Origin of the sequence: Acrocarpospora pleiomorpha (genome assembly GCF_009687885.1) — a bacterium.
GTDB lineage: Bacteria > Actinomycetota > Actinomycetes > Streptosporangiales > Streptosporangiaceae > Acrocarpospora > Acrocarpospora pleiomorpha.
In genome coordinates this window covers 1-25,213 of the sequence record NZ_BLAF01000050.1, presented here as the reverse complement: position 1 = coordinate 25,213, position 25,213 = coordinate 1, and the positions used below count along the sequence as shown (strand labels likewise).

Annotated in this window: 24 protein-coding genes; 14 read left to right on the top strand and 10 right to left on the bottom strand. The window is 68.2% G+C overall.

Annotated elements, in window-relative coordinates:
• Window positions 1-186 precede the first annotated feature (186 nt).
• From Aple_RS35585 to Aple_RS35550, 8 genes are read left to right on the top strand one after another with little or no spacing between them, the layout of a single operon-like run.
• Window positions 187-729 carry a methylenetetrahydrofolate reductase C-terminal domain-containing protein gene (locus Aple_RS35585; protein ID WP_155349142.1) on the top strand — a complete coding sequence of 181 codons (543 nt, stop codon included), beginning with the start codon at window positions 187-189 and terminating at the stop codon, window positions 727-729.
• On the top strand, window positions 726-1,658 hold the full coding sequence (locus Aple_RS35580) for a methylenetetrahydrofolate reductase (RefSeq protein ID WP_155349141.1): 933 nt from the start codon (window positions 726-728) through the stop codon (window positions 1,656-1,658). Before Aple_RS35585 ends, Aple_RS35580 begins: the two co-directional genes overlap by 4 nt.
• Window positions 1,658-3,136, top strand: coding sequence for a hypothetical protein (locus Aple_RS35575; protein WP_155349140.1), 1,479 nt, complete (start codon window positions 1,658-1,660; stop codon window positions 3,134-3,136). The genes Aple_RS35580 and Aple_RS35575 overlap by 1 nt, the downstream gene beginning before the upstream one ends.
• A gap of 3 nt (window positions 3,137-3,139) precedes the next feature.
• A complete protein-coding gene (locus tag Aple_RS35570; protein ID WP_155349139.1) occupies window positions 3,140-4,186 on the top strand; it encodes a hypothetical protein in 1,047 nt (348 codons plus the stop codon).
• On the top strand, window positions 4,183-5,406 hold the full coding sequence (metK, locus tag Aple_RS35565) for a methionine adenosyltransferase (RefSeq protein WP_155349138.1): 1,224 nt from the start codon (window positions 4,183-4,185) through the stop codon (window positions 5,404-5,406). The genes Aple_RS35570 and metK overlap by 4 nt, the downstream gene beginning before the upstream one ends.
• Before the next feature lie 7 nt (window positions 5,407-5,413).
• The gene (purU, locus tag Aple_RS35560) at window positions 5,414-6,319 is read left to right on the top strand and encodes a formyltetrahydrofolate deformylase (protein ID WP_155349137.1); all 906 of its coding nucleotides are present in this window, start codon (window positions 5,414-5,416) and stop codon (window positions 6,317-6,319) included.
• 19 nt (window positions 6,320-6,338) lie between these two features.
• Window positions 6,339-7,340 (top strand): carbohydrate kinase family protein, encoded by a 1,002-nt coding sequence (locus Aple_RS35555; protein ID WP_155349136.1) that lies wholly within the window; start codon window positions 6,339-6,341, stop codon window positions 7,338-7,340.
• Window positions 7,337-8,167: a bifunctional 5,10-methylenetetrahydrofolate dehydrogenase/5,10-methenyltetrahydrofolate cyclohydrolase gene (locus tag Aple_RS35550; RefSeq protein ID WP_155349135.1), complete on the top strand. Its 831-nt coding sequence runs from the start codon at window positions 7,337-7,339 to the stop codon at window positions 8,165-8,167. The genes Aple_RS35555 and Aple_RS35550 overlap by 4 nt, the downstream gene beginning before the upstream one ends.
• Window positions 8,168-8,213: 46 nt before the next feature.
• Here Aple_RS35550 and Aple_RS35545 read toward each other — a convergent pair whose 3' ends face one another.
• Complete coding sequence (locus tag Aple_RS35545; RefSeq protein ID WP_155349134.1) at window positions 8,214-8,645, bottom strand: hypothetical protein; 432 nt, start codon at window positions 8,643-8,645, stop codon at window positions 8,214-8,216.
• Between the two features lie 256 nt (window positions 8,646-8,901).
• Between Aple_RS35545 and Aple_RS35540 the strand changes: the two genes are divergently transcribed.
• Window positions 8,902-11,274, top strand: coding sequence for a HelD family protein (locus Aple_RS35540; RefSeq protein ID WP_308805534.1), 2,373 nt, complete (start codon window positions 8,902-8,904; stop codon window positions 11,272-11,274).
• A 12-nt stretch (window positions 11,275-11,286) separates the two neighbouring features.
• Here the strand turns inward: Aple_RS35540 and Aple_RS35535 are convergent, their stop codons facing one another.
• Window positions 11,287-11,634: a hypothetical protein gene (locus Aple_RS35535; RefSeq protein ID WP_155349133.1), complete on the bottom strand. Its 348-nt coding sequence runs from the start codon at window positions 11,632-11,634 to the stop codon at window positions 11,287-11,289.
• 11 nt (window positions 11,635-11,645) lie between these two features.
• A complete protein-coding gene (locus tag Aple_RS35530) occupies window positions 11,646-12,218 on the bottom strand; it encodes a DUF6232 family protein (RefSeq protein ID WP_155349132.1) in 573 nt (190 codons plus the stop codon).
• A 621-nt stretch (window positions 12,219-12,839) separates the two neighbouring features.
• Between Aple_RS35530 and Aple_RS35525 the strand changes: the two genes are divergently transcribed.
• Window positions 12,840-13,715: an oxygenase MpaB family protein gene (locus tag Aple_RS35525; RefSeq protein ID WP_155349131.1), complete on the top strand. Its 876-nt coding sequence runs from the start codon at window positions 12,840-12,842 to the stop codon at window positions 13,713-13,715.
• 78 nt (window positions 13,716-13,793) lie between these two features.
• Window positions 13,794-14,681, top strand: a complete 888-nt coding sequence (locus Aple_RS35520; RefSeq protein WP_155349130.1) for a hypothetical protein — start codon at window positions 13,794-13,796, stop codon at window positions 14,679-14,681.
• A gap of 670 nt (window positions 14,682-15,351) precedes the next feature.
• Here the strand turns inward: Aple_RS35520 and Aple_RS35515 are convergent.
• From Aple_RS35515 to Aple_RS35505, 3 genes are all read right to left on the bottom strand, one after another.
• Window positions 15,352-18,369, bottom strand: coding sequence for a tetratricopeptide repeat protein (locus Aple_RS35515; RefSeq protein ID WP_155349129.1), 3,018 nt, complete (start codon window positions 18,367-18,369; stop codon window positions 15,352-15,354).
• Between the two features lie 176 nt (window positions 18,370-18,545).
• Window positions 18,546-19,160 (bottom strand): hypothetical protein, encoded by a 615-nt coding sequence (locus Aple_RS35510; RefSeq protein WP_218038665.1) that lies wholly within the window; start codon window positions 19,158-19,160, stop codon window positions 18,546-18,548.
• Window positions 19,161-19,214: 54 nt separating this feature from the next.
• Window positions 19,215-20,126: an alpha/beta fold hydrolase gene (locus Aple_RS35505; RefSeq protein ID WP_170321820.1), complete on the bottom strand. Its 912-nt coding sequence runs from the start codon at window positions 20,124-20,126 to the stop codon at window positions 19,215-19,217.
• A 46-nt stretch (window positions 20,127-20,172) separates the two neighbouring features.
• On the opposite strand from Aple_RS35505, the gene Aple_RS35500 reads away from it, so the two are divergent.
• Window positions 20,173-20,739 (top strand): TetR/AcrR family transcriptional regulator, encoded by a 567-nt coding sequence (locus tag Aple_RS35500; protein WP_170321819.1) that lies wholly within the window; start codon window positions 20,173-20,175, stop codon window positions 20,737-20,739.
• A 62-nt stretch (window positions 20,740-20,801) separates the two neighbouring features.
• Here Aple_RS35500 and Aple_RS35495 read toward each other — a convergent pair whose 3' ends face one another.
• Together Aple_RS35495 and Aple_RS35490 are read right to left on the bottom strand one after the other, a co-directional pair.
• Window positions 20,802-21,422 carry a vitamin K epoxide reductase family protein gene (locus tag Aple_RS35495; RefSeq protein ID WP_155349127.1) on the bottom strand — a complete coding sequence of 207 codons (621 nt, stop codon included), beginning with the start codon at window positions 21,420-21,422 and terminating at the stop codon, window positions 20,802-20,804.
• An 11-nt stretch (window positions 21,423-21,433) separates the two neighbouring features.
• Window positions 21,434-22,189 (bottom strand): DsbA family protein, encoded by a 756-nt coding sequence (locus Aple_RS35490; RefSeq protein ID WP_155349126.1) that lies wholly within the window; start codon window positions 22,187-22,189, stop codon window positions 21,434-21,436.
• Between the two features lie 377 nt (window positions 22,190-22,566).
• Between Aple_RS35490 and Aple_RS55765 the strand changes: the two genes are divergently transcribed.
• Window positions 22,567-22,695 carry a hypothetical protein gene (locus Aple_RS55765; RefSeq protein WP_281361637.1) on the top strand — a complete coding sequence of 43 codons (129 nt, stop codon included), beginning with the start codon at window positions 22,567-22,569 and terminating at the stop codon, window positions 22,693-22,695.
• 17 nt (window positions 22,696-22,712) lie between these two features.
• On the top strand, window positions 22,713-24,185 hold the full coding sequence (gene cysK / locus Aple_RS55760) for a cysteine synthase A (RefSeq protein ID WP_155349125.1): 1,473 nt from the start codon (window positions 22,713-22,715) through the stop codon (window positions 24,183-24,185).
• On the opposite strand, the gene Aple_RS35480 is transcribed toward cysK, so the two are convergent.
• Window positions 24,175-24,354, bottom strand: a complete 180-nt coding sequence (locus tag Aple_RS35480) for a hypothetical protein (RefSeq protein WP_155349124.1) — start codon at window positions 24,352-24,354, stop codon at window positions 24,175-24,177. The two genes, cysK and Aple_RS35480, sit on opposite strands and share 11 nt — an antisense overlap.
• Window positions 24,351-25,213: multicopper oxidase domain-containing protein (locus tag Aple_RS35475; protein ID WP_155349123.1), on the bottom strand; the 863-nt coding region annotated here is incomplete at its 5' end. The genes Aple_RS35480 and Aple_RS35475, both read right to left, overlap by 4 nt.

The following is a 25,213-nucleotide window of genomic DNA, read 5'->3' as shown; positions in this document are numbered from 1 at the left end:
TTTCCTATGGTTTTGGCGTGAATACGCCATTTGTGCGGCAATCAACGCCGTCCTGATGTCGCCGACGGCCCGGAGCGGTCTTGTGGCGGGACACAAAGACGACGGCCGGAAAGTTGCGGTGCCACCCGAAGACGCGCTTGCCGCGGTCCTGCGACCTTTGGGGACATACCGGCGTGAGGAGTGCGGATGGCCGTGGAACAGGCTCGAGATCGGGGCGCGAGACGGCCGCTGCCCTTCCGGCCGAGGATCTCGGCGGCCCTCGCGTACGCGCTGCACGCGGTCCTCGCCGCCAACCCGGTCTACCGGTGGCTGGCCGCGTTCGTCGAGCGCCGTCCGAGGCTCTACCGCTGGTTCACGGCCGGTGAGCGGGTCACCAAGGAGCGGCTGTTCGGCTGCCGGATGTGCGGCCAGTGCGCGCTGCCGGCGACCGGCTACGCGTGCCCGATGACCTGTCCCAAGCAGCTGCGCAACGGGCCGTGCGGCGGCGTCTCGCCGGACGGCGCCTGCGAGGTCGACCGTTCGCTGCGGTGCGTGTGGGTCACGGCCTGGGATCGCGCGGAGAGCGCGGGGCGCGGCGCGGACCTCGACCTGCTCCAGCGGCCGGTCGACAACCGGCAGTGGTCGCGGAGCTCGTGGGTGAACTACTGGCAGGGCCGCGACGAGGGCATCGCGGTCGCGTTCACCGGCAGCGATCCGCGGCCGGCCATAGCGGTCCGGGCGAGCCGATGAGCGGGCTGCGGGCCGCGCTCGCGTCGGACCGGGTCGTGGTGACGGCCGAGATCGGGCCGCCGCGCGACGCCGACCCGGACGCGATCGCCCGCAAGGCCGCCGCGCTGCGCGGCTGGGTGGACGCCGCGAACGTGACCGACAACCAGGGCGCCAGCGTGCGCATGTCGAGCCTGGCCGGCAGCGTCCTCGTCCAGCGCGCCGGAGTCGACCCGGTCATGCAGCTGACCTGCCGGGACCGCAATCGCATCGCGCTGCAGTCGGACCTGATCGGGGCCGCGGCCCTCGGCATCCGCAACGTGCTGCTGCTCACCGGCGACCACCCTGCGCTCGGCGACCACCCGGACGCCAAGCCCGTCTTCGACCTCGACGGCGTCCAGCTCGTCTGGACCGCGCGCACGCTGCGCGACGACGGCACGCTGCTGTCCGGCAAGCCGCTCGCGACCCGGCCCTCGTGGCTGATCGGCACGGTCGAGAACCCGTTCGCCGCGCCGATGGCGCTGCGCGCCCGGCGGCTCGCGAAGAAGGTCGCCGCGGGCGCCGAGTTCGTGCAGACGCAGTACGTCTTCGACGTGGACGCCTTCGCCCGCTGGGTCGCCCAGCTGCGCGAGGAGGGCGTCACCGAGCGCTGCGCGGTGATCGCGGGCGTCGGCCCCATCCGGTCCCTGCGCATGCTGGCGTTCCTGACCGGCTCGGTGCCCGGCGTGCACGTGCCCGCGGAGCTGGAGCGCCGCCTGCGCGGGGTGCCGGAGCGCCGGGTCGCGGAGGAGGGCCTCAACGCCTGTGTCGAGACGATCCAGGCCCTGGTCGGGATTCCCGGCGTACGCGGCGTTCACCTGATGGTCTTCGGCCACGACGACGAGGTTCCCGACCTCGTGCGCCGGGCCGGCATCCGCCCGGCAGTCGCGGCTCTCCAGGAAGGGCGACAGTGATGTTGATTGATTTCCGGCCGCACGCGAGGTTGCGGGCCGACAAGCCGGTCGACCTGATGGCCTCGGTGGCCCCGGTCGTCGCGGCGCTGGTCGACTCCGGGCGGGACCTCGCCCGGGTGCGGGTGGTGTGCGACTGGGTGCAGTACCGGGACAACTTCCGCGACGTCGTCGACGCGAGGCCCATCCTGTCCGCCCCGGGCCGGGGAACCGTGCCGACTCCGGCGGGGATCCGCCAGGAGGACCTGGAGGTGGCCGTCGACGTGCGGCGCGGCGGCGAGGTCGCGCTGGGCGGGCTGGCCGCCGCCTGCCTGCGGGACGGGTCCGGCGAGCGGGCCTACCTGGAGGACTGGGGGCTCGGCTCGGCCGGCTGCGTCTGGGCCTTCAACGCCCTCTACTGGACCGCGCTGGAGCTGTGGGAGAAGGCGTCGGGACGCGGCTACGAGCAGGCGCTGCCGGGCGGCGAGAGCGACGCGCGCAACCTGGACTCCGCCCGCGGCGTGATAAACGACCTCTTCGACGTCTGGGACTCGCTGGCGAGCTCGGCGGCGCTGCCGGAGGAACTGGTGGTCGTCGAGCTGGGCGTCGGCAACGGGCACCAGGCCAAGGTCTTCCTCGACGAGTTCCGCCGCGCCGACCAGGCCCGCGGCGGGGACTACTACCGGCGCCTGCACTACCTCATGTGCGACTACTCCCAGCACGTCCTCGACCTGGCCGGGGAGACCGTCGCCGACCACGCCGGCCGCGTCAGCTCCGTCACGCTCGACGCGACGCGCCCGCTGACCTCGCTGGGCTTCCTGAAGTACAAGGTGTTCCTCGTCTACGTGTCCAACGTGTACGACAACCTGCCGACGGACGAGGTGGCCCAGATCGGCGGCCGCACCTACGGCGTCGAGACCCGCGCCTACCTGCCCGCGGCCGCGGCGGCCACGCTGGCGGACTCGGTCTCCGCCACGCCCGACCAGGTCCCCGCCCTGGTCCACAAGCTGCTCCGGCTCGGCCCCCAGCTGCTCACCGACGCCGCCCCGGCCCACTTCCCCGACGTGGACACCGCGGTCACGTTCTGGCGGCAGGCCTGGTCGATGCTGCGCCTGGAGGAGCGGTACGCGCCGCTGGCCGGTCTCGACCAGTACGCCGTCACCGGACAGTTCACCGGCGAGGCGCTCCGGCCGCTGCTCGAGTCGGGGGCGGACGTCCGCATGCACGTCAGCAACGGCGCGGTGGCCAGCTTCGCCGACAGCCTCATGCTGCTCCACCCGTACGGCCGGCTGATCTGCCACGACATCTTCGTCACCGGCGTCGAGGGGTACCGCAGCCAGTTCCGCGGCCCCGGCAAGTACGACGGGTCGGTCGTGAACTGGGTCAACGGCCCCCTGCTCGCGCACGTCGGGCGGCGCAAGGGCTTCGACGTGCACTACGAGCCCTTCCGGCACAAGTCGGCGGGCAACATCATCACGATGACCGCGCAGGCGAGGGACTGACCCATGGCGAGAGGAACGGTCCGCACCCGCGTCCCGCTGCTGCCCACGACGGTCGTCGGCAGCTACCCCGTGCCGGACTGGCTGGAGCGGCTCAAGACCGACTACTTCCGGGGCCGGATGAGCTACAGCCAGCTGCAGGACGTGCACGACATGGCCATCAAGGCCGCCCTGCGCGACCAGGAGCTCGCCGGGATCGACATCGTCTCCGACGGCGAGCTGCGCCGGGACAACGACATCGACTACACGCTGGCCCGGATGCCCGGCGTCGAGATCCCGGAGACGGCCAAGGACTTCTACTTCGACTACTACGAGGCGAAGGTCGCCGCGCTCCCCGAGCCGGCCGGGCCGTCGCCGCTGGGCCTGGCCGCGGACTACGCGTTCACCTCGGCCCAGACCGCGGCGCCGATCAAGTTCTCGTTCACCGGCCCGTTCTCGCTCTCATGCCGGGCGCAAGGTCGGGTCGGCCGGCGGGACCTCGTCATGGCGATGGCCGCCGTACTCAACGCCGAAGCGCACGCGCTGGCGGAGCTGGGCGCGGAGCTGCTCCAGATCGACGAGCCGTTCCTCGCCGGCCACACCGGCCAGGCCGGGCTGGCGGTGGACGCCATCAACGTGGTCACCGCCGGGGTGGACGTCACCTGGGCGCTGCATGTCTGCTACGGCAACCGATACGCCCGCCCGTCCTGGGAAGGGCACTACGACTTCCTCTTCCCCGAGGTCCTGCGCGCCGACATCGACCAGCTGGTCCTGGAGTTCGCCCGCAAGGGCGACGACGACCTGGCCATCATCGAGAAGTTCGGCTGGCCGGGCGACCTGGGGCTGGGCGTCGTGGACGTGAAGACCGACGACGTGGAGTCGCCCGACCTCGTCGCGACCCGCATCCGCCGCGCCCTGCGGCACATCCCGGCCGACCGGTTGATGATCAACCCCGACTGCGGCCTGCGCAACGTGACCGGCGCGATCGCCCGGGCGAAGCTGGCCGCGATGGCCCGCGGGGCGCGGATCGTCCGGGACGAACTGATCACACCCTCCGAAGGAGCCACGCTGTGAAGGACTTCCTGTTCACCTCGGAATCGGTGACCGAGGGTCACCCGGACAAGGTCGCCGACGCGATCTCCGACGCGGTGCTGGACGCCGCGCTGGCCGCCGACCCCCTGTCGCGGGTGGCCTGCGAGACCCTGGTCACCACCGGCATGGTCGTGCTCGCCGGTGAGATCACCACGCCGACGCAGCTCGACTACGCGCGCATCGTCCGCGACACGGTCAACCGCATCGGCTACGACGACGGCGCCTACGGGTTCGACGGCGAGCACTGCGCCGTGCTGGTCGCGCTGGACCGGCAGTCCCCGGACATCGCCCAGGGCGTCGACCGGGCCCACGAGCACCGCGAAGGCCTGTCCGACGACGCGTTCGACCGGGTGGGCGCCGGCGACCAGGGGATGATGTTCGGCTACGCCTGCGACGACACGCCCGAGCTCATGCCGATGCCGATCACCCTCGCCCACCGCCTGGCCCGCCGGCTGGCGCACACCCGCACCACGCGGGCGGTCGATTACCTCCGGCCGGACGGCAAGACGCAGGTCACGATCCGCTACCGCGACGGCGTCCCCGTGGGGATCGAGCGGGTCCTCGTCTCCACCCAGCACGCCGAGCACGCGACGGCCGACCGGATCCGCGAGGACATGTGGAACCACGTCGTCGTGCCCGTCCTGCCCGCCGATCTGTACGACGCCGGCGAGCTGCACCGGGGCCTCCTGGTCAACCCGACCGGCCGGTTCGTCATCGGCGGACCGGTGGGCGACGCCGGCCTGACCGGCCGCAAGATCATCATCGACACGTACGGCGGTTTCGCCCGCCACGGCGGGGGCGCGTTCTCCGGCAAGGATCCGTCCAAGGTGGACCGCTCCGCCGCGTACGCCGCCCGGTACGTCGCCAAGAACGTCGTCGCCGCCGGACTCGCGCGGCGCGCCGAGGTGCAGGTCGCCTACGCGATCGGGGTGGCCAGGCCGGTCTCCCTGCTGATCGACACCTTCGGCACGGAGCGCGTGGACCCCGCCCTGATCGACAACCTGGTCACCGACTGCTTCGACCTGCGTCCCGCCGCATTCCGCAGCTACCTCGACCTGCACCGGCCCATCTACCAGGCGACCTCCTCCTACGGCCACTTCGGCCGTACCGACGTGGACCTCCCCTGGGAGCGCACCGACCGCGCCGACGAGCTGCGGGTGGCCGCCGGGCTGACCGCCGACGCCACCCCGTCGATGGTCTGAGCCCGGCATGTCGATCACTGTCTCCGAGCAGCCCCTCGCCCCGGCCGGATCCGCCGTCGCCGACGACATCGGGCGCCTGGTCGTCTCGTGCCAGGACGGGCCCGGCATCGTGGCCCTCGTCAGCGCGTTCCTCTACCGGCACGGCGCGAACATCCTCCAGTCGGACCAGTTCTCCACCGGGTCCAGGGGCGGGCGGTTCATGCTGCGCACCGAGTTCCACCTGGACCGCGTCAGCGAGCGCCTGCCCCTGCTGGAGCGCCAGTTCGAGTTCGAGGTGGCGCGGCGCCTGCGCGCCAGGTTCCGGGTGCGCTCGGCGGCGACGCCCACCCGGGTCGCGATCTTCGTCTCCCGGCACGACCACTGCCTGCTCGACCTGCTGTGGCGGGCCCGCCGCGGCGAGCTGCCGATCGAGGTCGTCACCGTGGTCTCCAACCATCCCGACCTGGAGCGGGACGTGGCCGGCTTCGGCACGCCGTTCACGCACATCCCGGTCACGCCGCGGACGAAACCGGAAGCCGAGCAGGCCCAGCTCGACGCCATCGCGGGGAAGGTCGACCTGGTGGTGCTCGCCCGGTACATGCAGATCCTGTCCGCGGACTTCCTCGACGAGGTCGGCGTGCCGGTGATCAACATCCACCACTCGTTCCTGCCCGCGTTCGCCGGCGCCAGCCCGTACGAGCGGGCCAAGCAGCGGGGGGTCAAGCTCATCGGCGCGACGGCCCACTACGCCACAGAGGACCTGGACGAGGGCCCGATCATCGAGCAGGACGTCGTCCGCGTGTCGCACCGGGCCGGCGTGGGCGACCTGGTCCGCCGCGGCGCCGACATCGAAAGGGCCGTGCTCGCCCGGGCGGTCGACTGGCACTGCGCCGACCGCGTGTTCGTCGACGGATCTACCACCATCGTCTTCTGACCGCCATCCAGGAGGATCCATGGCCATCGGCCCCACCGGCCCCATCGCGGTCACCGGTTCGATCGCGACCGACCACCTCATGCACTTCCCCGGCCGGTTCAGAGACCACCTCATCGCCGAGCAGCTCGACCGGCTCTCGCTGAGCTTCCTCGTCGACGACCTGGAGATCCGGCGCGGCGGCGTCGCCGCGAACATCGCCTTCTCCCTGGGCGTCCTGGGCAAGCGCCCCGTGCTCGTGGGGGCCGTGGGCGCCGACTTCGCCGACTACCGCTCCTGGCTGGAACGGCACGGCGTGGACTGCGGCGGCGTGCTGACCGTCGGCGGCGCGCACACCCCGCGGTTCACCTGCACGACCGACGACGACCAGTGCCAGATCGCCTCGTTCTATCCGGGCGCGATGGCCTCGTCCGGCTCCATCGACCTGGCGCCGATCCTGGCCGCCCGCGGGGTCGCCCTGGTGCTCGTCGGGGCCAGCGCGCCGGAGGCCATGCTGGCCCACACCGCCCAGGCCCACCGGCTCGGCGTGGCGGTCGCCGCGGACCCGTCGCAGCAGCTGCCCCGCCTCGGCCGCGACGACTGCCGGGCGCTGGTGGAGGGGGCGGCGTACCTGTTCACGAACGAGTACGAGTGGGAGCTGCTCGTTCGCCGTACCGGATGGTCGGAGCGCGAGATCACCGAGCGGGTGGGGCTGCGGATCACCACGCTCGGCGACAAGGGCGCGCGCATCATGGGGCGCGACGGCGCCGAGATCCGGGTGGACGCCGTGCCGGCCCGGGAGATCCTCGATCCGACCGGCGTGGGCGACGCCTTCCGGGCCGGGTTCCTGGCCGGCGTCGACAGCGGGCTCGCCGTCGAGCACGCGGCCCAGCTGGCCTCGCTGATCGCCACCGCCGTGCTGGAGAGCGTCGGCTGCCAGGAATGGCGGCTGGCCGCGCGGGACGGGGAGGAACGGCTGTCCGACGCGTACGGCCCGGCGTCGGCGGCGGCCATCGGGCCCTACCTGCGGGCCGTGCTCGCATGACCGCGACCGTCCTGGACGGCCGGCGCGTCGCCGAGAAGGTCGTCGCGGCGGCGGCCGGCGACGTCGCCGCGCTCGCTCGCGCGCCGGGGCTCGCCACGGTGCTCGTCGGGGACGACCCCGCCTCCGAGATCTACGTGCGGAACAAGCGGCGGCGCTGCGTGGCGGCGGGCATCCGCGACCTGCATCGCCGGTTCGGCGCGGACGTCACGCAGGACGAGCTCGCCGGCGCGATCCGCGCGCTCGGCGGCGACCCCGGCGTGACCGGCATCCTGCTCCAGCTGCCGCTGCCGCCGCACCTGGACGCCGACGCGCTGGTGTCGCTGATCCCGCCGGACAAGGACGTGGACGGGCTGACCGAAATCAACGCCGGGCGGCTCGCGCTCGGCCGTCCCGGGCTGAGCCCGTGCACCCCGCTCGGCGTCCTGGAGCTCCTCGACGCCCACGGGATCGCGCTCGCCGGCGCCGAGGCCGTCGTCGTCGGGCGGTCCAACCTGGTCGGCAAGCCCATGGCGCAGCTGCTGCTGCGGCGCCACGCGACGGTGACCGTCTGCCACTCCCGCACGCGTGACCTCGCGGCGGTCTGCCGGCGAGCGGACGTCCTCGTCGTCGCGGCCGGGATACCCGGGCTGATCAGCGCCGACGCGGTGAAACCCGGCGCGACCGTGGTCGACGTCGGCATCCATCGCACCCCGGACGGCCTGCGGGGCGACGTCGACTTCGACGCCGTCCGCGTGGTGGCAGGCGCCATCACGCCCGTTCCGGGCGGCGTCGGGCCGATGACGATCGCGATGCTGCTGGCCAACACCGTCGCGGCCGCCGGACGATGACGGCCCGGCCGCGCGCGGGCGAGACCGGGCCGACGCGGCGGGCAGATCAGGGAATGAGCAGATAGAACGGCAGGTCGGAGCGGCCGACCGCGGCGGTGCCGGTGTAGACGGACAGGGTGTCGGCGCGGTTGCCGCACTCCACGCTCGGCGTGGTGCGCGCCATCACGATGCCCCAGGGCGTAGAACCGGTGGCCACCAGCGTGGCCACCGGCGTGAGCTCGTCCACCTTCAGCAGCGGGTCCAGGAACCTCACGCAGTACACGCCGGCCGCGGGCTTGGTGAGGGACTTGATGCCCTTGGACTGCACCAGCGTGCCGTCGGCGGCCACCTTGGCCGACGCCTGAGCGCTGGACACGGCGGCCAGGCCCGGCCTGTCATGCGCGGCCGGCCCGCCATCGGCCAGCGCGACGCCGGGCGCACCGGCCAGCCCCAGCACCGCCATACCCGCGACCACGCCGGACTTCAAGATCTCGATCATAACTCTCCCGAATGTCGTGAACCGAGGGTCCGCGACCGAACCCGAACATCCGCAACCTATCGTGATCATGTCACTCCGAAGCGTGACACGCCTGATCGAGATCGATACTTGGCTCTTTCATGTGACAGGAAACCGAAAACCTCATGTAGTGCGGTGACGCGGGGCGGCTGACGCGTGCCGCAAGAACAAGACTGTTTTTCCGGTAATCTCCGCCGCACTCTTGACTGGCCTCAGACCAGCGACAAGAGGGCGGAACGTGACATTGCCAGACCCGGAGGCCGGGAATCCGATCAGGCGCGAGGACGCGTACGTGTCGATGCTCTACCGGCGGCTCGACGCGCTTCGCGCGGATACGGCGGCCCGGCTGGGCGAAGTGTCGCGGGGCGTCGGGGGTACGGCGCAGGCCCGGGCGGAAAGGGACGCCGCCTTCAGCGAGTACTCCGGCAGGCTCGCGCGGCTCGACGCGGCGGAGAACAGCCTGTGCTTCGGGCGCCTGGACCTCAGCGGCGGCGGGCGGCACTACATCGGCCGCATCGGGCTGCCCTCCCCTGAGGGCGATCCGCTGCTCGTGGACTGGCGAGCGCCCGCGGCCCGGCCGTTCTACGTGGCGACCACCGCCGTCCCGGAGGGCGTGCACCGGCGGCGGCATATCGTGACCCGCGGCCGCCGCGTGGTGAGCGTGGACGACGAGGTCCTCGACGGCGGCGCGGCACCCAGCGAGGCGCCCGGCGCGGAGACGCTGGCGGGGGAGGCCGCGTTGCTGGCGGCGCTGAACGCCGGGCGGACCGGGCGGATGCACGATGTCGTGGCGACCCTGCAAGCCGAGCAGGACGCGATCATCCGGTCCGACCATCGGGGGGTGCTGGTGGTGCAGGGCGGGCCGGGCACCGGCAAGACCGCGGTCGCCCTGCATCGTGCCGCGTATCTGCTCTACAACCGTCCCCGGCTGGCGGCCCAGGGCGTGCTGGTCGTCGGGCCGAACACCACCTTCCTCAGCTACATCGGGCAGGTGCTGCCCGGCCTGGGCGAGACGGGCGTGCTGCTCGCCACCGTCGCCGAACTGTTCCCCGGCGTCACCGCGGACCGCGCGGAGCCTGCGCCCGCGGCGGAGGTCAAGGGCCGGGCGGTGATGGCGGAGGTGCTGGCCGCCGCCGTACGCGAGCGGCAGGCTCCGCCCGGCGTCCCGTCTCGCTTGGACCGCGATGCCCGCGCTCAGGCGGTGGCACGGGCGCGGGCCTCGGGCCTGCCGCACAACCGGGCGCGAGCGGTGTTCGCCGACGCGATCGTCGATCATCTCGCGCGTGGTCTGGCCGAACAGACCCGCGTGCTGGCCGACCGCCTCGAAGCCGAGATAGCCGATGTCCTGGCCGAGGCGGACGTGGACAGAGCCGTGCGGGAGGACCTCGCGGGCCTGGAGGGTGTGCTCCCCCAGGAGATCGTCGACGACGAAGACGATCTGCGTCGGGAACTGGCCTCGGATCCCGACGTGTGGGCGGAGATCGACGCGCTGTGGCCGGCGCTGACACCGCAGCGGCTGCTCGAAGATCTGTTCGCCGACCCGTGCCGGCTCGCCGCCTGCGCCTCCCAGCTGAGCGAGCCCGAGCGGGCGTCGCTGGTCCGGGCGCCGGGCGGCTGGAGCGCGGCCGACGTGCCGCTGCTGGACGAGGCCGCCGAGCTGCTCGGCGTGGACGACCGGGCCGTCCGGGCGCGAGCGGCACGGGAACGTGCCCGGCGCGTCGAGTACGCCCAGGGGGTTCTGGACATCGCGCGGTCCGGCGACGACGAGGCCCGGGAGACGCTGGCTGCCGGGGATCTGCTGGACGCGCGCGGCCTCGCCGACCGCCACCACGAGGCCGAGCGGGCCACGGTGGCCGAGCGGGCGGCCGCCGACCGGACCTGGACCTTCGGGCACGTGATCGTGGACGAGGCGCAGGAGCTGTCCCAGATGGCCTGGCGGCAGTTGATGCGGCGCTGCCCCAGCAGGTCGATGACCCTCGTCGGGGACGTGGCCCAGACCTCGGACGCGGCCGGAACCACGTCCTGGGGCCTGGCTCTTCACCCCTACGTCGGCGACCGGTGGCGGCTGGCCCGGCTGTCCGTCAACTACCGCACCCCCGCCGAGATCATGGCGGCGACCGTCGACCTGCTGGCCGGTCTCGATCCCGAGATGGCGCCGCCGAAGTCCGTACGGGAGATCGGAATGCCTCCATGGCGGATGAGCACCTCCGCACGCGCGCTGCCCGAACGGCTCGCCCACCACACCGCTCAGGAAGCGGCGCTGCTGGGCGACGGACGGCTCGCCGTGATCGTCCCCGACGCCCGGACCACCGAACTGGCCGCCGCGATCCAGACCACACTCCCCGACGCCGCCTCCGGCCCGCACCCCGATCTGACGGCCCCGATCGTGGTCCTGAGCGTCAAACAGGCCAAGGGCCTCGAATTCGACTCGGTACTGATCGCCGACCCGGCCGCGATCCTGAACGCTTCACCCCGCGGACGCAACGACCTGTACGTAGCCTTGACCAGGGCCACCCAACGCCTCGGCATCCTGCACCCAGGACCAGCACCCGCCGAAATAGCCGGCACTGTGCACGAACGCGGAAGTTCCCCGCCTACGCATGGCGGCTGACCCGCGCGGGGATCACGTCCTCCCGACCAGGGCCACGATGAGCGCCGCGACCCCGCTCTGCACCGCCGACAGCACCGCTTCCTTGGCGCCGCCCGCGATCGCCGTACCCAGCGCGCGCAGGCGGCCCGGCTCGGACTCCACCGCCGCCACCACCGCGCCCGGATCGCTCACCGCGCCCTCCGGGGTCACCAGACCTGCACGGGTCAGCGCAGCGATGAAGACCCGCAACTCCGCCACCGCCGCGTCCACCTCGGCCCGCGACGTCCCCTCCCCCGCGTTGTTGACCGTGAAGCTGCTCCCCGCACCGGTCTGCACGTAGCTGTCCCGGCCGATCTTGTTGCCGTACACGTAATCCGACATGCCATACCCCCTCATCCGTTGACGGTCATCCGGCTACCGGCGCCGCTCTGCTCGTACTTGTCCCGGCCCACCTTGTCGCCCATCACCAGATCGCCCCGGACCTGCACGATCCGCTCCTGTTCCGGCGGATCCTCAATGGCGTCCACGATCTCGCCCTTGATCCGATGGATCTCGTCCCTGTCGGTGCCCGACAACGCGGCGAACTGCGTGCCCGCCGTCTCGATCGTCAGCGCGTACCTGGGCCGCCGAAACAGCAGCCGATAGAGCAGCACCACCAGCAGGTACGCGACCCGCAGCCCGCCCACCACCGCCGCCGCCACCGCGAACTGCGCCGCCGCCTCCACCAGGTTGAACCCGGCGTCCACATCCAGCTCCGGCAGCACCCCGAACGCCACCCCCGCGACCGCCCCGACCATCACCAGCGCGACCGCGATCCCTTTCAACGGATAGAACGTCGCCAACCGCCCGCCCCACACCAGCCGCAGACTCTGCACCCGGGAGATGTTCGCCAGCGGATACACCTCATGCCCGATCCGGACGACCCGCTTACTGATCCGGATCTCCCCTACCTGCTGCTTTCCCATGTCGCCCTCACCTTCACGCTCACGCGAAGAACGGCTCCATGCTCACCCGATCACGACCGGGACGTGAGAGTACCCCCCTACCCAAACCGCCGACCGGCCTGGTCCCGCCCCAAAGATCTTGATCCTCGGGTCTTAACGATTACTCCAAGAACTGCCCTGATATTCAAATGGGCTACTATTCGGGCAGGTCAGGTGTGCCCTCTTGAGAAGAGTTGGCAAATGCGTGCAGCTCAGGCCACCAATTGGGCCATTGTTGCACGATCATGGTGAGCGTGGGACTGTGTGCCAGCATGTACCGGCAGTACTGCGGCCATCCATGCAACAGCAACACACGCTCCAATATGAATCGATCTTCAAACCCGTGGCGAAAGGAGGATACTTTCCCTGCTGGTCCTGTTAGCATTGTGCGGACGGGTGTCTGGATTCAGGTGAAGGCAACGGTGTGGTCGGGATGAATCGCCGGCTGGAGCGTCAACGTTCGCGGAGCGTAGGATCGATCGTTTGTGACCAGATCTGGGCCTACCAGCCGTCAAAGTCTCTCGACGTAGAACTATCGTCCTCCTCGACCGCGAACCGCCGCCCGGATATTCCGGAACGTATATTAGACGATCGGTTCACGAGATGTCGGTTCCAGACGACCAGCACCATCATGAATACGTGCCACTTGATGCAACGTCCCTCTTTTGGAGCCTCGGCTACCCACGAACCAATCTGCTGGCAACCGGCAGAGCGCTCTTGATGCAGGTTTCGCATCCCACAATCGCGGCTGGGATTCTGAAACACTCAAAATATTTGGCGGATCCATGGGGCCGGATGCGCCGAAGCCGCGAGTCTACCCTGCTTAGGCTATTCGGAGGATGTCTCGGCGTCTCCGAAGGGGTCCGATTGCAAAGAATGCATTCCAGCATCGAAGGGACCGATCTCGTCGGCAATCCTTACAGCGCTCTTGACCTCGAGCCCTGGCAGTGGACCTACTCGGCGTCGTTTGATTCCATCCTTTACTATTATCGAAACTATAGTCGCCGCCTCAAAGTCGACGATGAGAGTCGCCTCTATTCTGAGTGGCGTTACGCGGGCGCCCAAATAGGCATTCGACCATCATCAATGCCGACAACGCTTTCACAGTTCGAGGAATATGTGCAGGAGATGATTGTCGCCCGCCTGGACAACAACGATGCGAGCCGATCACTCCTTCACGCCTTTACTTTCGGTGAGGTCGAACGACCCTGGAAGTTCCTGCCACACTCGTTATGGCCAGTAGGCCGGCACATTGCGAGACAAGTACTCAAGACAGGCGCCATCGGCTCTCTTCCCGCCCTACTGCGCGAGAAGCTCAATATCGATTGGACCCAGCAAGACGAGCGGTTGCTGCTGCGACTCAAGCTCGCGATCCGCACTATTGATCACTACACCCCCTCAAAGCTCCTCCACGATCAGATGGCATACGCGGCGGTGCGTGCATCTCGCGCGCCTTTACGGATCCGGTCGCTGCCGTGACAATGGACGTGTTGGACGGAGCCGCCGCCAGGAAGCAGCTGCGGCGCCAAACGCGATGTAGGGCTCGGTGGGTTGCTCGTGCAGGAGCTTGAGGGCTCAGCCCGAGAAATTCGGATTGACCTTAGGCCTCCTTATGGCATTCAACCTGTTATGTTTCGTGCGTGGCAGCCGGGGTGCTCGGCCCTCTTTGGATATTTCAAACATGAGCATGCCTATTACGCCCTCAAGATTCTTAAGACTCCCGAGACACGCGCCTGGGCAAAGGAAGCTGCCATTCTTGACGAGCCGGCCTACGTCAGAGGCCTTCGCTCATTGCCGCTTCGAGACAGTACCTTTGCGCCGACTCGCGACCTGGCCCATCGCATTGCCCATGACCATGAAATAAGCTACGAGTGGCTAAGGGCCGTGCCGATGGAGCGCGCCGCAGCAGCCCTTTATTCGGCCAATCAAGGTCGATTTGATGTCTTCGATGCGACAGTTCTAGCAACCGCCTACGGCGACCGTCGGTTCCTCGCACTCGCGCCCAAGATCTCCAAGCTGACCGACTTGCTTCTACCGGGCAGGGAGCGCAGGCGGATTCCAGCCCTCATACAGGAATATATCGGGGATCACTTAACCACCCCAAACTCGTACAGGGAATCTCTAAGCTCGGGCACAAAAACTAGTTCGCACTCTCGCGCCCAAATGCTCGTCCTGGTAGCGCTTGCGCTGCACCTGGTACAGGCTCGTGGCATAGGCCTTGATCCCTCGCCACGCCTCACCCTCGATCGGCATCCTGTCCTCCGAGTCGACAACGTACTCGTACGTGCCGATCAGTCGATTTCGTATATAGATTTCTTCGGGTTCTTTAACTTGCGCGGCAATCTTGCAGAGAAGATCGGCTACCACATGTTGTACGGACCCGCAGGCGCGGTGCGGCGCTACGCGATATGGCTACGTCGGCGACTCCGAAGAGACTTGTCGTGAGACACACGCCCTGTTAGCGCACGCGTAGATGCCCGATTGGTCTGGCACCCGCAGCAAGCCATGCTTCGACACTGGCGGTGTAGGCATCCACTAGTTGCGCCTCTTCGCGGTGCTGTGAAATAAGGGTGGCCGCTCGCTCGGATGTGTGTCCACGGAGCCGCAGCACGGCGTACGCCAGCATGATCGAGCGCCGTCGACCTTCATGGCAATGAATAAGGATGCCGGCGGCAGGGTCATTGGTAAGGACATCAACCGCAAAGTGCGCCGCCGCGGACCAACGGATGGGTGACTGTGGGCGGCCGAAGTCCCACATCGGTGCGTGGACTACGTGGGAGGGACCGAACATTGCGCGTTCGACAGCGAGGTCCTGGGAGATCCAGGTCTGAAACGTCGACCGACAGTTGATCAGGTGAGTGATTCCATGTTCAGGCAGGCGGTGCAAGGTAACAGCAGTAGGCACGCTACCCACGGCAAGGCGTTGGTCGCCAATCCAGCTCAGCCAAGTGGTATGGGGTCCATAGAGGCGAGTGCTGTAGCAGTGATAGCGGTGCCGCCAGCCGCTCATGACGCGCTCATCATTTCGCCATAGTACGGCAGCCGGCAGCGGACGCGCGTTGGTGCAGTGAGCGCCTGTTGGAGTTCGACCGCGCGGGGGTGACCCCTCTCATGGTCATGGAGTAACGAGGCGGACCGGTGGGGCCGGAGAGGCACCCGAATCTGCGACTGCGGTGAGAAGATCTCGGAACGGTGAGGGGGACAGCGGGTGATTGATACGGCGACACGCGTCGGAAGCGAGATCGATCCAGATAGCGCGGTCATTCGGGTCTAGCTGTGAAAGCTCTATAGCGGCATGAAAGATAATCCATGGATAGTCGCTCTGCACCCCGTCACTGAGTGCGCGGTGGGCGAGGCTCACCGCAGTTCCCCTTGATTCCGAGTCGTCGACAAATCGTAGGAGGTCGGCGAGAGCGATGCGCGCAGAGGCTGCCTCTGCTCGTCCGCCGATTTTTTCACAGGACGCGATTGCCGCTTCATATTCTGCTTGAGCATCGGCAGTATACTCGCCGCGTTCCTCAGGATCCCGTGTCGCATTGGCCCGCCAACGTGCAATCTCTCCGAGCGCGAAGCGGCCCCAAATAGGCGCATATGGATCCACCAGCCTATCATCATTTAGACTTATCAGGCGTCGAGCTTCTGCCTCATTGCGCCGCAATGCCTGTCTGATTAAGAGCGGCGATGGAGGAACGTCTGGTCGCGGACCTGGCCACTCGACGCCGATGTCCTCTGCTAAATGGGCCAGTAGGAGAAGCTGCATGACCTTGAAAACACCAACGGCATCTGGATCACCGTGCCGGTTCATCGTGCTGCCTGCGGTGAGGCTCTGCTCGAATATCGCCGATGCAGTCTCCCCAGCTCGAATGGCAGACGCAAAATCCCCTTGAGCCCTAGACGCGTGCCCGAGCGCAAGCAGGGCGTAGGCGGCGTGGTATTCGTCGTTGAGGGAGCGATAGATCTCAAGCGCGTTCTGTGCGTGGCGATATGCTCCGACATAGTCCCCTGTAAACCGGCAGATTCGGGAGAACTGCCTCTCTAGGTGGCCCCGGCGCAATAACAGCGTCTCAGACAGATACGGATAAACTCGCGATCCGCCCCGGTTCTCTAGGCCGTCCAGCAGCCTCACCGTTCGATCGACGAGTGCTGCGGCCTCTCGTAATTCGTCATGATCGATTCGGCTTCGCAGTTGCCCTTCCGCTGCCACGAATTGAACCCCGGGGTCATTGAGCAGAGTTCCGGCCTCCCACAGCTCATCCCAAGCAGCATAGGCGTTGTGCGGTTCTCCACACAGGCGATAGCACTCAGCCAGATTCCGCATTATATCCACTGAAACGGGTGTCGGGGCTGCCAGGGACACGACCCGCGACCGTGCATCGCTCAGCGATTCAATGGCCTCCCTGTACTCGTGTCTGGCACGGCGACGCCTGCTATCGAGCACCAGCAACTGGGCGCGTGTCTCGGGGTCGACCAGAGGAGCGTCATACAGGGCTTCGATTATATAGTCGCACTGGGTCAGGTCGTGCATGTCAATGAATCTTCTAAACGCATCCTCACACCGCCTCAATCCGGCATCGGGATTGAGGCAGGTCTCGTGATAGTAGACGCTGGCCAGGGCATATCGCTGCACGTCGGAATCTGTAGCGGGATCGTCGGTCAGCATGGCGAAGTGTTCACGTGCACGACGATGACCGGCTCGCACGCCGTCCTGATATAGCTCGCTGAGCGCGACGGCCTGCCTGACAAGGCCATGTATTCGATAGCGGCGCTGCCGCAAAGGCACTCGTCCTGCGGTAGACGTTGCCAGTTCTTCAAGGAACGAGTAGCGACCTATAGCATCGAGCGCGGGAATCGGCTCCATTGTCGTCAGCACGATACCCAATAGTGCAGGGTCGAACGAACGCAAGACAGAACCCGCAACCACGAGATCAAAGTATCGGTCGTCCCGAGCGGATAGCGTAGCTCGCAGCCGCCGTACATACCAGCTGAAGAAGACGCCTCGGCCCTCCTCGCTAGCCGGGTTTAACCTGCCCAGGTCGTCACGTAATTCGTCCAGGCTTTGCCATGCAGCCGTCATATCTTCATCTTGAATCAGATCCAGCGCGGCAGCCAAGAGCGCCGGGCAGCCGCGGCTGATCAGATGTAATCGCTCGGTGAGCCTTTCGTCCCGGATGCCGCGGGCTTCGATATAACCGATCGATTCACCCGAGTCAAAGGGAAGCAGCTCGTGTTCCTCAAATAGATCTTGCCAGACTTCGCCGGCTGAACCGTCGGACCATCGAAGCGAGTGTTGGCCGCTGATCACGAAAAGAGCGTTGGCATTTACTACCCGCAGCCGGTCAGCCAATCGATATATAAACGTGCTTCGGTCGACATGTGACACCCGCCCGATGGTGACGGCATCATACCGATCGCTGATCACAAGTAACCCGGACGACTCATCAGCTGACTCCTGACGTTCAAGGAGGTCGGCTGCCAGTGCTTCGGGGATCAGGGCCTCCAGCTTCTCAGGAGGCGTTGCCAAAAGAGCCTCACGGAGGTTGGCTCCCGCTTTGGCTTGGAGGTGGTCTGCGAACCACTCGCGTATGATTTCCAGCCGTCGGCGGTCGCCGAGAGTCGAGACAACGCGAGCGCCCAATTTCAGTACTGGGGGCACCAAGCCGACGAACGGCACGTGTCCCACCGCATCGAGCACGCCAGCGGCGAGGTCTGCCAGATCGCCACCGGAGTCTGGCAGGGCGGATTTCCCGTGAAAGTCAATCGAAGCCATTTGGCCTCGCGCATGAAACATGCTCGCCCACACCAACTCAAAGCGGTGAAGCCGCGTCTTCACGAGGCTGTGGTACTGTCGGTAAAATTCCACCGCTGTGTCGAGTGGGCTACCGGACAGGTCAGCGAAATCTAGCACTACAGCGTGGAACTTCTTACGTTCCGACTGCGGAAGTAGCTCCAACCTGGTCCGAAACTGCTTGAGGAGCGTCGTTTTCCCCATGCCGCTCGGACCCCAAAAGCCCAGCACTCTCGTCCCGCCGGCTTCAGCAAAAAGATGCTGATCGAGAAGGATCAGTTGATCAGTGCGCCTAACGTGGAATGGGTCCGAGTCGCCGGCGGACGGTTCCAGCCGCCTCCTACTCATAGTGTCAGTGTATGAGTTCAGTCGATCCCATCAAAGTGTGGAGACGGTGGTATTTCGTCTTCCGTTCGTCTCCAGATTTGAAGATCGAAACAGGTTGAGGCCCGTACTGCGCGGGGTGTATCTCGGTCTGACGCTGATGAAAGGTGCGGGCCCCACCGGGTAGGTCTTTGGCCAGGCTAGAAACTGCGGCACTGATCTTCTTTGTTACCGCCGACGGAGTTTCTGCTTCCGGTTGGCTTTGGGTGGTTTTCCTTGCACTGGAGGTTGCCCTTGACTGAGTTGCGGTGGATCTGGGCGCCGTTGTGGTTGCCGATCACCTGGATGCTGCCGCCGACACGGTTGTTGTTGACGCGCAGGTAGCGGCGGTTGGCGTCGAGTTGGATGTCGGCGTTGATTCTGGACGAGGTCACTGTGGCGGCGCCGCCCTGCTTCACCTGGACGCTGCCGCGGACGATCGAGCCGGCGAGCACCGACACGGCGCGGGCGCCCTCGGCCTGGACGTTGCCCTCGACGTTGACCTTGCGGGCCAGCAGGGTCGCGTTCCGCTCGACCTTGACGGTGCCCTTCACGCGGGTGCCGAGGAGGGTGCAGGTCGCGCCCGGCGGGACGCGGACGTTGTCGAGGGTCGCGGTGCGGATGGTGCCCCGGCAGGTACGTTCCTCCGCGAATGCCGGGGTGGCCACGAGCAGGCCGCCGGCGATGGCGCCGATGGCGGTTCCGGCCAGAGTCAGCTTGAGCTTGTTCATGTCGTGCCCTTCGTCGGCTTCGGCCGAGGCTGCCTGCCTGGCCATACGAAGGATTTCGGCACGCGGTGAGGGCTCCGTGAGCCGTACATTAACGACTTCTCACCCAGATGCGTGCTTGGCCAGGAAGGTGTTGACCGTGGTTTCGATGCGGTCGGGGAATTCGCCGTTGATGGCGTGTGATGCCTCCGGCCAGAGTTCGACGGTGCCGTGGCGGAGGAGGCGGCGTGCGCGTGCGACGGCCTTGCGGGGGTCATGGATGATGCTGCGGCCGCCGATGATCACCAGGGTGGGCAGGTCGATTCCGGCGATCTGGTCGTCGGTGGGGTAGGCGGGACGGGGAAGGCTGGTGGTGAAGTCGCGCATGCCGGCGGCGATCAGGGCGGCGACAGGGTCGTCTTCGGAGGCGTCGGCGCCGCCGGAGATCCAGCTCAGCAGGCGCCGCCGTACGGCCCTGGGCATGGGAAGCACCGACCCCAGCGAGACGATGACGACCTTCCAGGTGATGCCGCCGAAGGTGGCGGCCGGTTCGAGCAGGATGAGGGAGCGAACTCCGGCCGGCCGGTGTACGGCGAGGTTGAGCGCGGACCAGCCACCGATCGACAGGCCCAGCACGTCGAGCGCCGGTTCGGGCAGGCCGTCGAGCAGCGACGCGAGCCAGGCCGCCTGGTCCTCGGCGGAGGTCAGCCGGCGGGTCTGCACGGACAGGCCCGGCTCTCCGATGAGATCCACCGCATACACCGGGCGGGTTCTCGCCAAGCCGGCCAGGTTGGCCTCCCACATGGGCGCGGCCGCCGTACGACCGGGCAGCAGTAGCAGCGGCACCCCGTCGGCGGGTCCGAACCGGTAGACGCGAACGCTGCCGAAGCCGGTCGGCACGTCCAGCGTCGCGCTCGGCGCGGGCAGGGCCGCCATCGCACGGTCGTAAATCTTCCGATATCGGGCGTAGGCGGCGGCGTCCCGGAAGTGGCCGAGCTTCCCCGCCCGGAATGCCGCCCCGATGTTCGGTTCCATGGCTTTACTATACGTTCGTATTGTAAAACTCCGCTGGGAGATGACGATGCCAAAGCGCGTGGACCACGACGTGCGTCGTGGGGAGATCGCCAGAGCCGCACTTCGGCTGTGCGTGGGCGAGGGCCTGGCATCGGTGACCATCGGGCGCGTGGCGGCGGAGGCGGCCATCTCCAAGGGCCTGGTCCAGCACTATTTCCCCACCAAGGAAGCGCTGCTCCAACTCGCCGCGACCCTGCAGCGGCGCGACATCGAGAGCGCCGTCGCGGCGGCCGTACAACCGGATGTTCCACCACGCACTGCGCTACGTCAGGTCCTGCTGGCGCTGGTGGGTCTCGGTACTGAGCAGATCCTGGCAGGTCACGCGTTTCTCGCTTCCACCGCCGCGAACCCCCAGCTTCACCGGCTCTACCGGGAGGGGTCGTCCGCCGCGACCGCCGCCATAGCGCGGCTTGTCACCGAGGCCCGCAGTTCGGCTGCCGACGCCGAGGCGGAGGCGCGCATCCTGCTCGGCGTGGCGGGATCACTCGCCGACGCGCGCATGCTGGGCGAGATCAGCCACGACTCGGCCATCGCGGTGCTCGATCTACAGCTGAACCGTCTCCTCAAGGGTTGAGCTTCAGGAATGGTCGGTGTCGAGGGTGGTCGGCGGGCCTGGCCGGGTGGGCGTGCCGACCGTTACCCGAACAATGTCCAGCCGTACTTGAGCACGACGGCCAGGACCACGACCAGGATCCAGATCGTGACGGCGATGGCGTCCAGGTCGGCATCGATGGCTTTGGCCAGCGCTGCCTGCACGCGCCGGGGCAGGAACATGTTGCCGTCGCGAACGTTCACGTGCGTCAGGGTCGACCACACCAGCGTCGTGGACACGGTCACCAGCAGGCACCACGGGCACAACGCGCCGATCACGTACATGGACTGATAGAACAGCCAGTACGCGAAGGCCAGGCCGAGCGTGTAGACCACCTGCGCGGCGAACATGAACCAGCGCGGGAACCGCACCCGGCCCAGGCTCGCCACCGCGATGGTGATCACCACCGGCTCGGCCACCAGCCCCAGGAAAGCGTTCGGGAAGCCGAACAAGTGCGCCTGCCAGGAGCTGCCGACCGTTCCGCAGCTGATGACACTGTTGATGTTGCAGGACAGATCCGCGCCCGGGTCGGCCGCCAGGCGCACCGCGTCGATCGACAGCACGAAGGACGCGGTCAGGCTCAGGCACGCCGACAACAGCATGGTCCCGAAGATCCAGGCGTCGGAGTGCCGGAGCGCATGCAGGCGAGGCAGGACCGTGGTCACGACTGGCACCGCTACTGGCCCTTGGCCGCGGTCACGGCCGCCGTCAGCGGGCCCGCCGTGTAGAGGTCGCCCTCGAACACCTTGCCATTGATCTTCACTGTCGGCGTGCCCGAGATCCCCTTGTCGAACACGGCCTGCGTCGAGGTCGCGATCCACGGCTCGAAGCCGCGGGCGGTGAAGTCGTCCACCACGTTCGCCGGGACCCCGGCGTTACGGGCCAGGGTGGCGATCTCGTCGTCGGACAGGCCGCGGCTGCCCTCCTCGGGCTGGTTGGCGAACAGCGCCGCGTTGAGAGCCAGGACCTTGTCGGGCGCACGGTCGGCGACGGCGGCGACGGCGTTGGCCGCCCGCGTGGAGTACTTGGCGCCGCTGGAGGCCCTGTCCAGGAACGCCAGCGGGTACAGCTCCAGCCGCACCGTTCCGTCGGCGACCAGCTTGTCCAGCTCGCCGCTGTTGGCCTGCTCGAAGCGCCCGCAGTACGGGCACATGTAGTCGAGGTAGACCTCGAGCTTCACGGGCGCGGCCGCGTTGCCCAGGGCCAGCGCCCCGCCGGCCGTGGCGATCGCCGGGGCCTTGCCGCTCCGCGCTGCCGGGGAGCTGTCGTCGCTCGCCGCGTTGATCAAGCTGATCACGATGGCGGCCAGCAGGCCCACAATGATCAGCCCGCCGCCGGAGGCGGCCAGCCGGACGCGCTTCGTCCTGCGCCGCTCGGCGGCGGCCCGGGCGTTGCGTAGCTCGCGCAACTTGATTCGTGCCTCGGTGCTCATGATCTCGTTTCCTCGCTGGACGAAAGATCGAGCGCCACGCGACCAGCGCGTCGTCACCATTCCTGAACGACGCTCAGCCCTGGCCGGGATGCCCCGCCGACGCTCGCCGTCCACCGTGGAGCACACCGCCGCACCCAGACCCGGGCCAAAGGTCCCAACCCTGTGGACCTTGGTCCTGTATCGGATGTCGCCGCGGCGATCAGCGATCCTTTCCGGCTGGTGGGCACGCCAGGGCTCCTATGAGTGATCGGAGCACACAGTCCTCAGCCGGACTTCCTTGAGGGCCGGACAGCCCTGGAAGACAGGTCCAAAGTCCCTCCGGGGAGGTGACCTGTGGCTGTGACGGCGGGTCCGGCTTCGGATCTACCGTTTCGGTCATGTCCGATGAGCGCCACCTGATCTGCCGCCTGCCTGGCACGCGGTCGGTGGCGTCCACCGGCTTCGTGACCCCCATGACCGGCTTCCACGTCCGACGTGTCTTCGACGAGTACTGTCCCCCGGCCTGATCCGCTCACAGCGGCACATGTCACCGACGACACGGACGGACAACACCCCCATGCTCGAAGACCTGCACGCGGCCACCCACCGCGACCCCGCCCTGTACGGCCACCGCAAGCTGGAAGCCATCCTCTACCCGGGCGTATGGGCGGTATGGATCCACCGCCTGGCCAACCGGCTGCACCGCCGCCGCATACCGTTCCTCCCCCGCCTGATCTCACAGCTCGCCCGCACCCTCACCGGGATCGAGATCCACCCGGGCGCCCGCATCGGGCGGCGGCTGTTCATCGACCATGGAGCGGGCGTCGTCATCGGGGAGACGGCCGTCATCGGCGACGACGTCACTCTTTACCACCGGGTCACGCTCGGCGGCCGCGGCTTCCAGTCCGACGCCAAGGGAACGCCCCGCCACCCGGTGCTCGGCAACCGAGTCACCGTCGGCGTCGGCGCCTCGATCCTCGGCCACGTCCACGTCAGCGACGACGCCTCGATCGGCGCCCACGCCCTCGTACTCGCCGACGTGCCCGCGGGCGCCCGCGTACACGTCACCCCCAGCATCGTCAGGAGAGAACCCGTGCCCTCCATCCACCCCAACGTCCTGTCCCTCATCGGCTCGACCCCGCTCGTGAGCCTGTCACGCTTCGGCGCGGCACTGCCCGCCCGGCTGACCGCCAAGCTGGAGTCCGCCAACCCGGGCGGCAGCGTCAAGGACCGCATCGCCCGCGCGATGATCGAGGCCGCGGAAGACGCCGGCCTGCTGCGTCCTGGCGCCCACATCATCGAGCCCACCAGCGGCAACACCGGCATCGGGCTGGCCATGGTGGCAGCCGCGAAAGGATACCGGCTCACACTCACCATGCCGGAGAGCATGAGCGCCGAGCGGCGGGCGCTGCTGGCCGCCTACGGCGCCGAGCTCGTCCTGACGCCCGCCGCACTCGGCATGAAGGGCGCGATCGCCGAGGCGGAGCGGCTGGCCGCGGAACACGGCTGGTTCATGCCCCAGCAGTTCGCCAACCCCGCCAACCCCGACATCCACCTGCGCACCACCGCCCAGGAGATCTGGGATGACACCGCCGGCGAGATCGACATGCTCGTCTGCGGCGTCGGCACCGGCGGCACGATCACCGGTGTGGGCCGCTTCCTGCGGGACAAGAAGCCGCACGTACGCGTGATCGCCGTCGAGCCCACCGAGTCAGCGGTGCTGTCGGGCCAGGCGCCGGGGCCGCACGGGATCCAGGGCATCGGCGCCGGCTTCGTCCCGGAGGTCCTGGACACCGGGGTCTACGACGAGGTGATGCGGGTGACCGTGGACCAGGCCCGGGACGCGGCTCGGCGGCTGGCCCGTACAGAGGGCATTCTCGCCGGCGTCTCCGCAGGCGCGGCCCTGCACGCCGCATCCACGGCCGCCGCCCGACCGGAGAACGACGGCCGGCTCGTCGTGGTGGTCCTCCCCGACACCGGCGAACGCTACCTCAGCACCCCGCTCTTCACGCAGTAGAGACAACAGGAGAAATCCTCTTCATGACCATCCACGCAGACACCCGCCGCTGCTCGTCCGGCAGCCGCCGGGCCAGAGGCAGCACCACCAGCGACACCGTTAGCTGCCCGCCGACCCACAGCTCCGCCCCGAGCACGTGCAGGAAACGCACCACCGACCACCACGTCATCGCACACTCACCTTGAACAGGCCGTGCGCGCCTGCCTCGGCCTGGCGCATCGTGTGGTCCACCACCGGGTACGTCCCCGCCTCCGGGAAGACGACCTCGGCGAAACCGCCCTGCGCGGGGGCCAGGTCGAGCACCTGCGCACCGCCCGGATCCTGGGCGCGGAGCCGGTAGGCGCCCTCCTGGTAGACGGTGTCGAACGGCGCGCCCACCACGTGCAGGGCGGTGCCCGAGCTGGGCCCGGCGGCCACGGCCCAGAGGCGTACCCGCTCGCCGGCCTCGGCCCGCAGCGGGGCGTGGTCGTAGCCGGCGGCGGCGCCGTTGAACATCCACCCGTCCGGGTCGCCTTCCCGGATCTTGGCGACCTGGGTCTCGCCGCCCGGCTCGCCGAGATACAGCTCGCCCTGGACCAGGAGGTACTCGCGGTCCACCTTCGGCAGGCCGGGCGGGTCGATGATGACGGCGCCGTACATGCCGTTGGCGATGTGCTGGGTCATCGGCATGGTCGAGCAGTGGTAGAGCCACGCCCCGGCGAAGTCCGCGCGGAAGCGGTAGGTCAGCCGCTCGCCCGGCTGGATGGTGCGCATCGGGCCGTCCGGCGCGGTCGACCCGGCGTGGAAGTCGATGCCGTGGCCCATGCTGCCGCCGTTGACGAACGTCACGACGAACACGTCGCCGACCTTGCCTCGCAGCACCGGCCCGGGCATGGTCCCGTTGAACGTCCACACGCGCTGCCGCACTCCGGGCGCGACCTCCTGGACGAGGGTGTCGTCGGCGCGGATCTCGACGTGGTGCTCGGTGCCGGCGGGTGCGGGCTTCAGCGTCGCGTCGTAGGGTTTCCAGCCTGGTGACATGGGCGCGG

Excerpts from the sequence above, each read along its gene's own strand:
- Aple_RS35585 (WP_155349142.1), top strand. The coding sequence starts at position 187 with ATGGCCGTGGAACAGGCTCGAGATCGGGGCGCGAGACGGCCGCTGCCC.
- Aple_RS35580 (WP_155349141.1), top strand. The coding sequence starts at position 726 with ATGAGCGGGCTGCGGGCCGCGCTCGCGTCGGACCGGGTCGTGGTGACG.
- Aple_RS35575 (WP_155349140.1), top strand. The coding sequence starts at position 1,658 with ATGTTGATTGATTTCCGGCCGCACGCGAGGTTGCGGGCCGACAAGCCG.
- Aple_RS35570 (WP_155349139.1), top strand. The coding sequence starts at position 3,140 with ATGGCGAGAGGAACGGTCCGCACCCGCGTCCCGCTGCTGCCCACGACG.
- purU (WP_155349137.1), top strand. The coding sequence starts at position 5,414 with ATGTCGATCACTGTCTCCGAGCAGCCCCTCGCCCCGGCCGGATCCGCC.
- Aple_RS35555 (WP_155349136.1), top strand. The coding sequence starts at position 6,339 with ATGGCCATCGGCCCCACCGGCCCCATCGCGGTCACCGGTTCGATCGCG.
- Aple_RS35550 (WP_155349135.1), top strand. The coding sequence starts at position 7,337 with ATGACCGCGACCGTCCTGGACGGCCGGCGCGTCGCCGAGAAGGTCGTC.
- Aple_RS35545 (WP_155349134.1), bottom strand. The coding sequence starts at position 8,645 with ATGATCGAGATCTTGAAGTCCGGCGTGGTCGCGGGTATGGCGGTGCTG.
- Aple_RS35535 (WP_155349133.1), bottom strand. The coding sequence starts at position 11,634 with ATGTCGGATTACGTGTACGGCAACAAGATCGGCCGGGACAGCTACGTG.
- Aple_RS35530 (WP_155349132.1), bottom strand. The coding sequence starts at position 12,218 with ATGGGAAAGCAGCAGGTAGGGGAGATCCGGATCAGTAAGCGGGTCGTC.
- Aple_RS35525 (WP_155349131.1), top strand. The coding sequence starts at position 12,840 with ATGTCGGTTCCAGACGACCAGCACCATCATGAATACGTGCCACTTGAT.
- Aple_RS35515 (WP_155349129.1), bottom strand. The coding sequence starts at position 18,369 with ATGAGTAGGAGGCGGCTGGAACCGTCCGCCGGCGACTCGGACCCATTC.
- Aple_RS35510 (WP_218038665.1), bottom strand. The coding sequence starts at position 19,160 with ATGGCCAGGCAGGCAGCCTCGGCCGAAGCCGACGAAGGGCACGACATG.
- Aple_RS35505 (WP_170321820.1), bottom strand. The coding sequence starts at position 20,126 with ATGGAACCGAACATCGGGGCGGCATTCCGGGCGGGGAAGCTCGGCCAC.
- Aple_RS35500 (WP_170321819.1), top strand. The coding sequence starts at position 20,173 with ATGCCAAAGCGCGTGGACCACGACGTGCGTCGTGGGGAGATCGCCAGA.
- Aple_RS35490 (WP_155349126.1), bottom strand. The coding sequence starts at position 22,189 with ATGAGCACCGAGGCACGAATCAAGTTGCGCGAGCTACGCAACGCCCGG.
- Aple_RS55765 (WP_281361637.1), top strand. The coding sequence starts at position 22,567 with ATGTCCGATGAGCGCCACCTGATCTGCCGCCTGCCTGGCACGCGGTCG.
- cysK (WP_155349125.1), top strand. The coding sequence starts at position 22,713 with ATGTCACCGACGACACGGACGGACAACACCCCCATGCTCGAAGACCTG.
- Aple_RS35480 (WP_155349124.1), bottom strand. The coding sequence starts at position 24,354 with ATGACGTGGTGGTCGGTGGTGCGTTTCCTGCACGTGCTCGGGGCGGAG.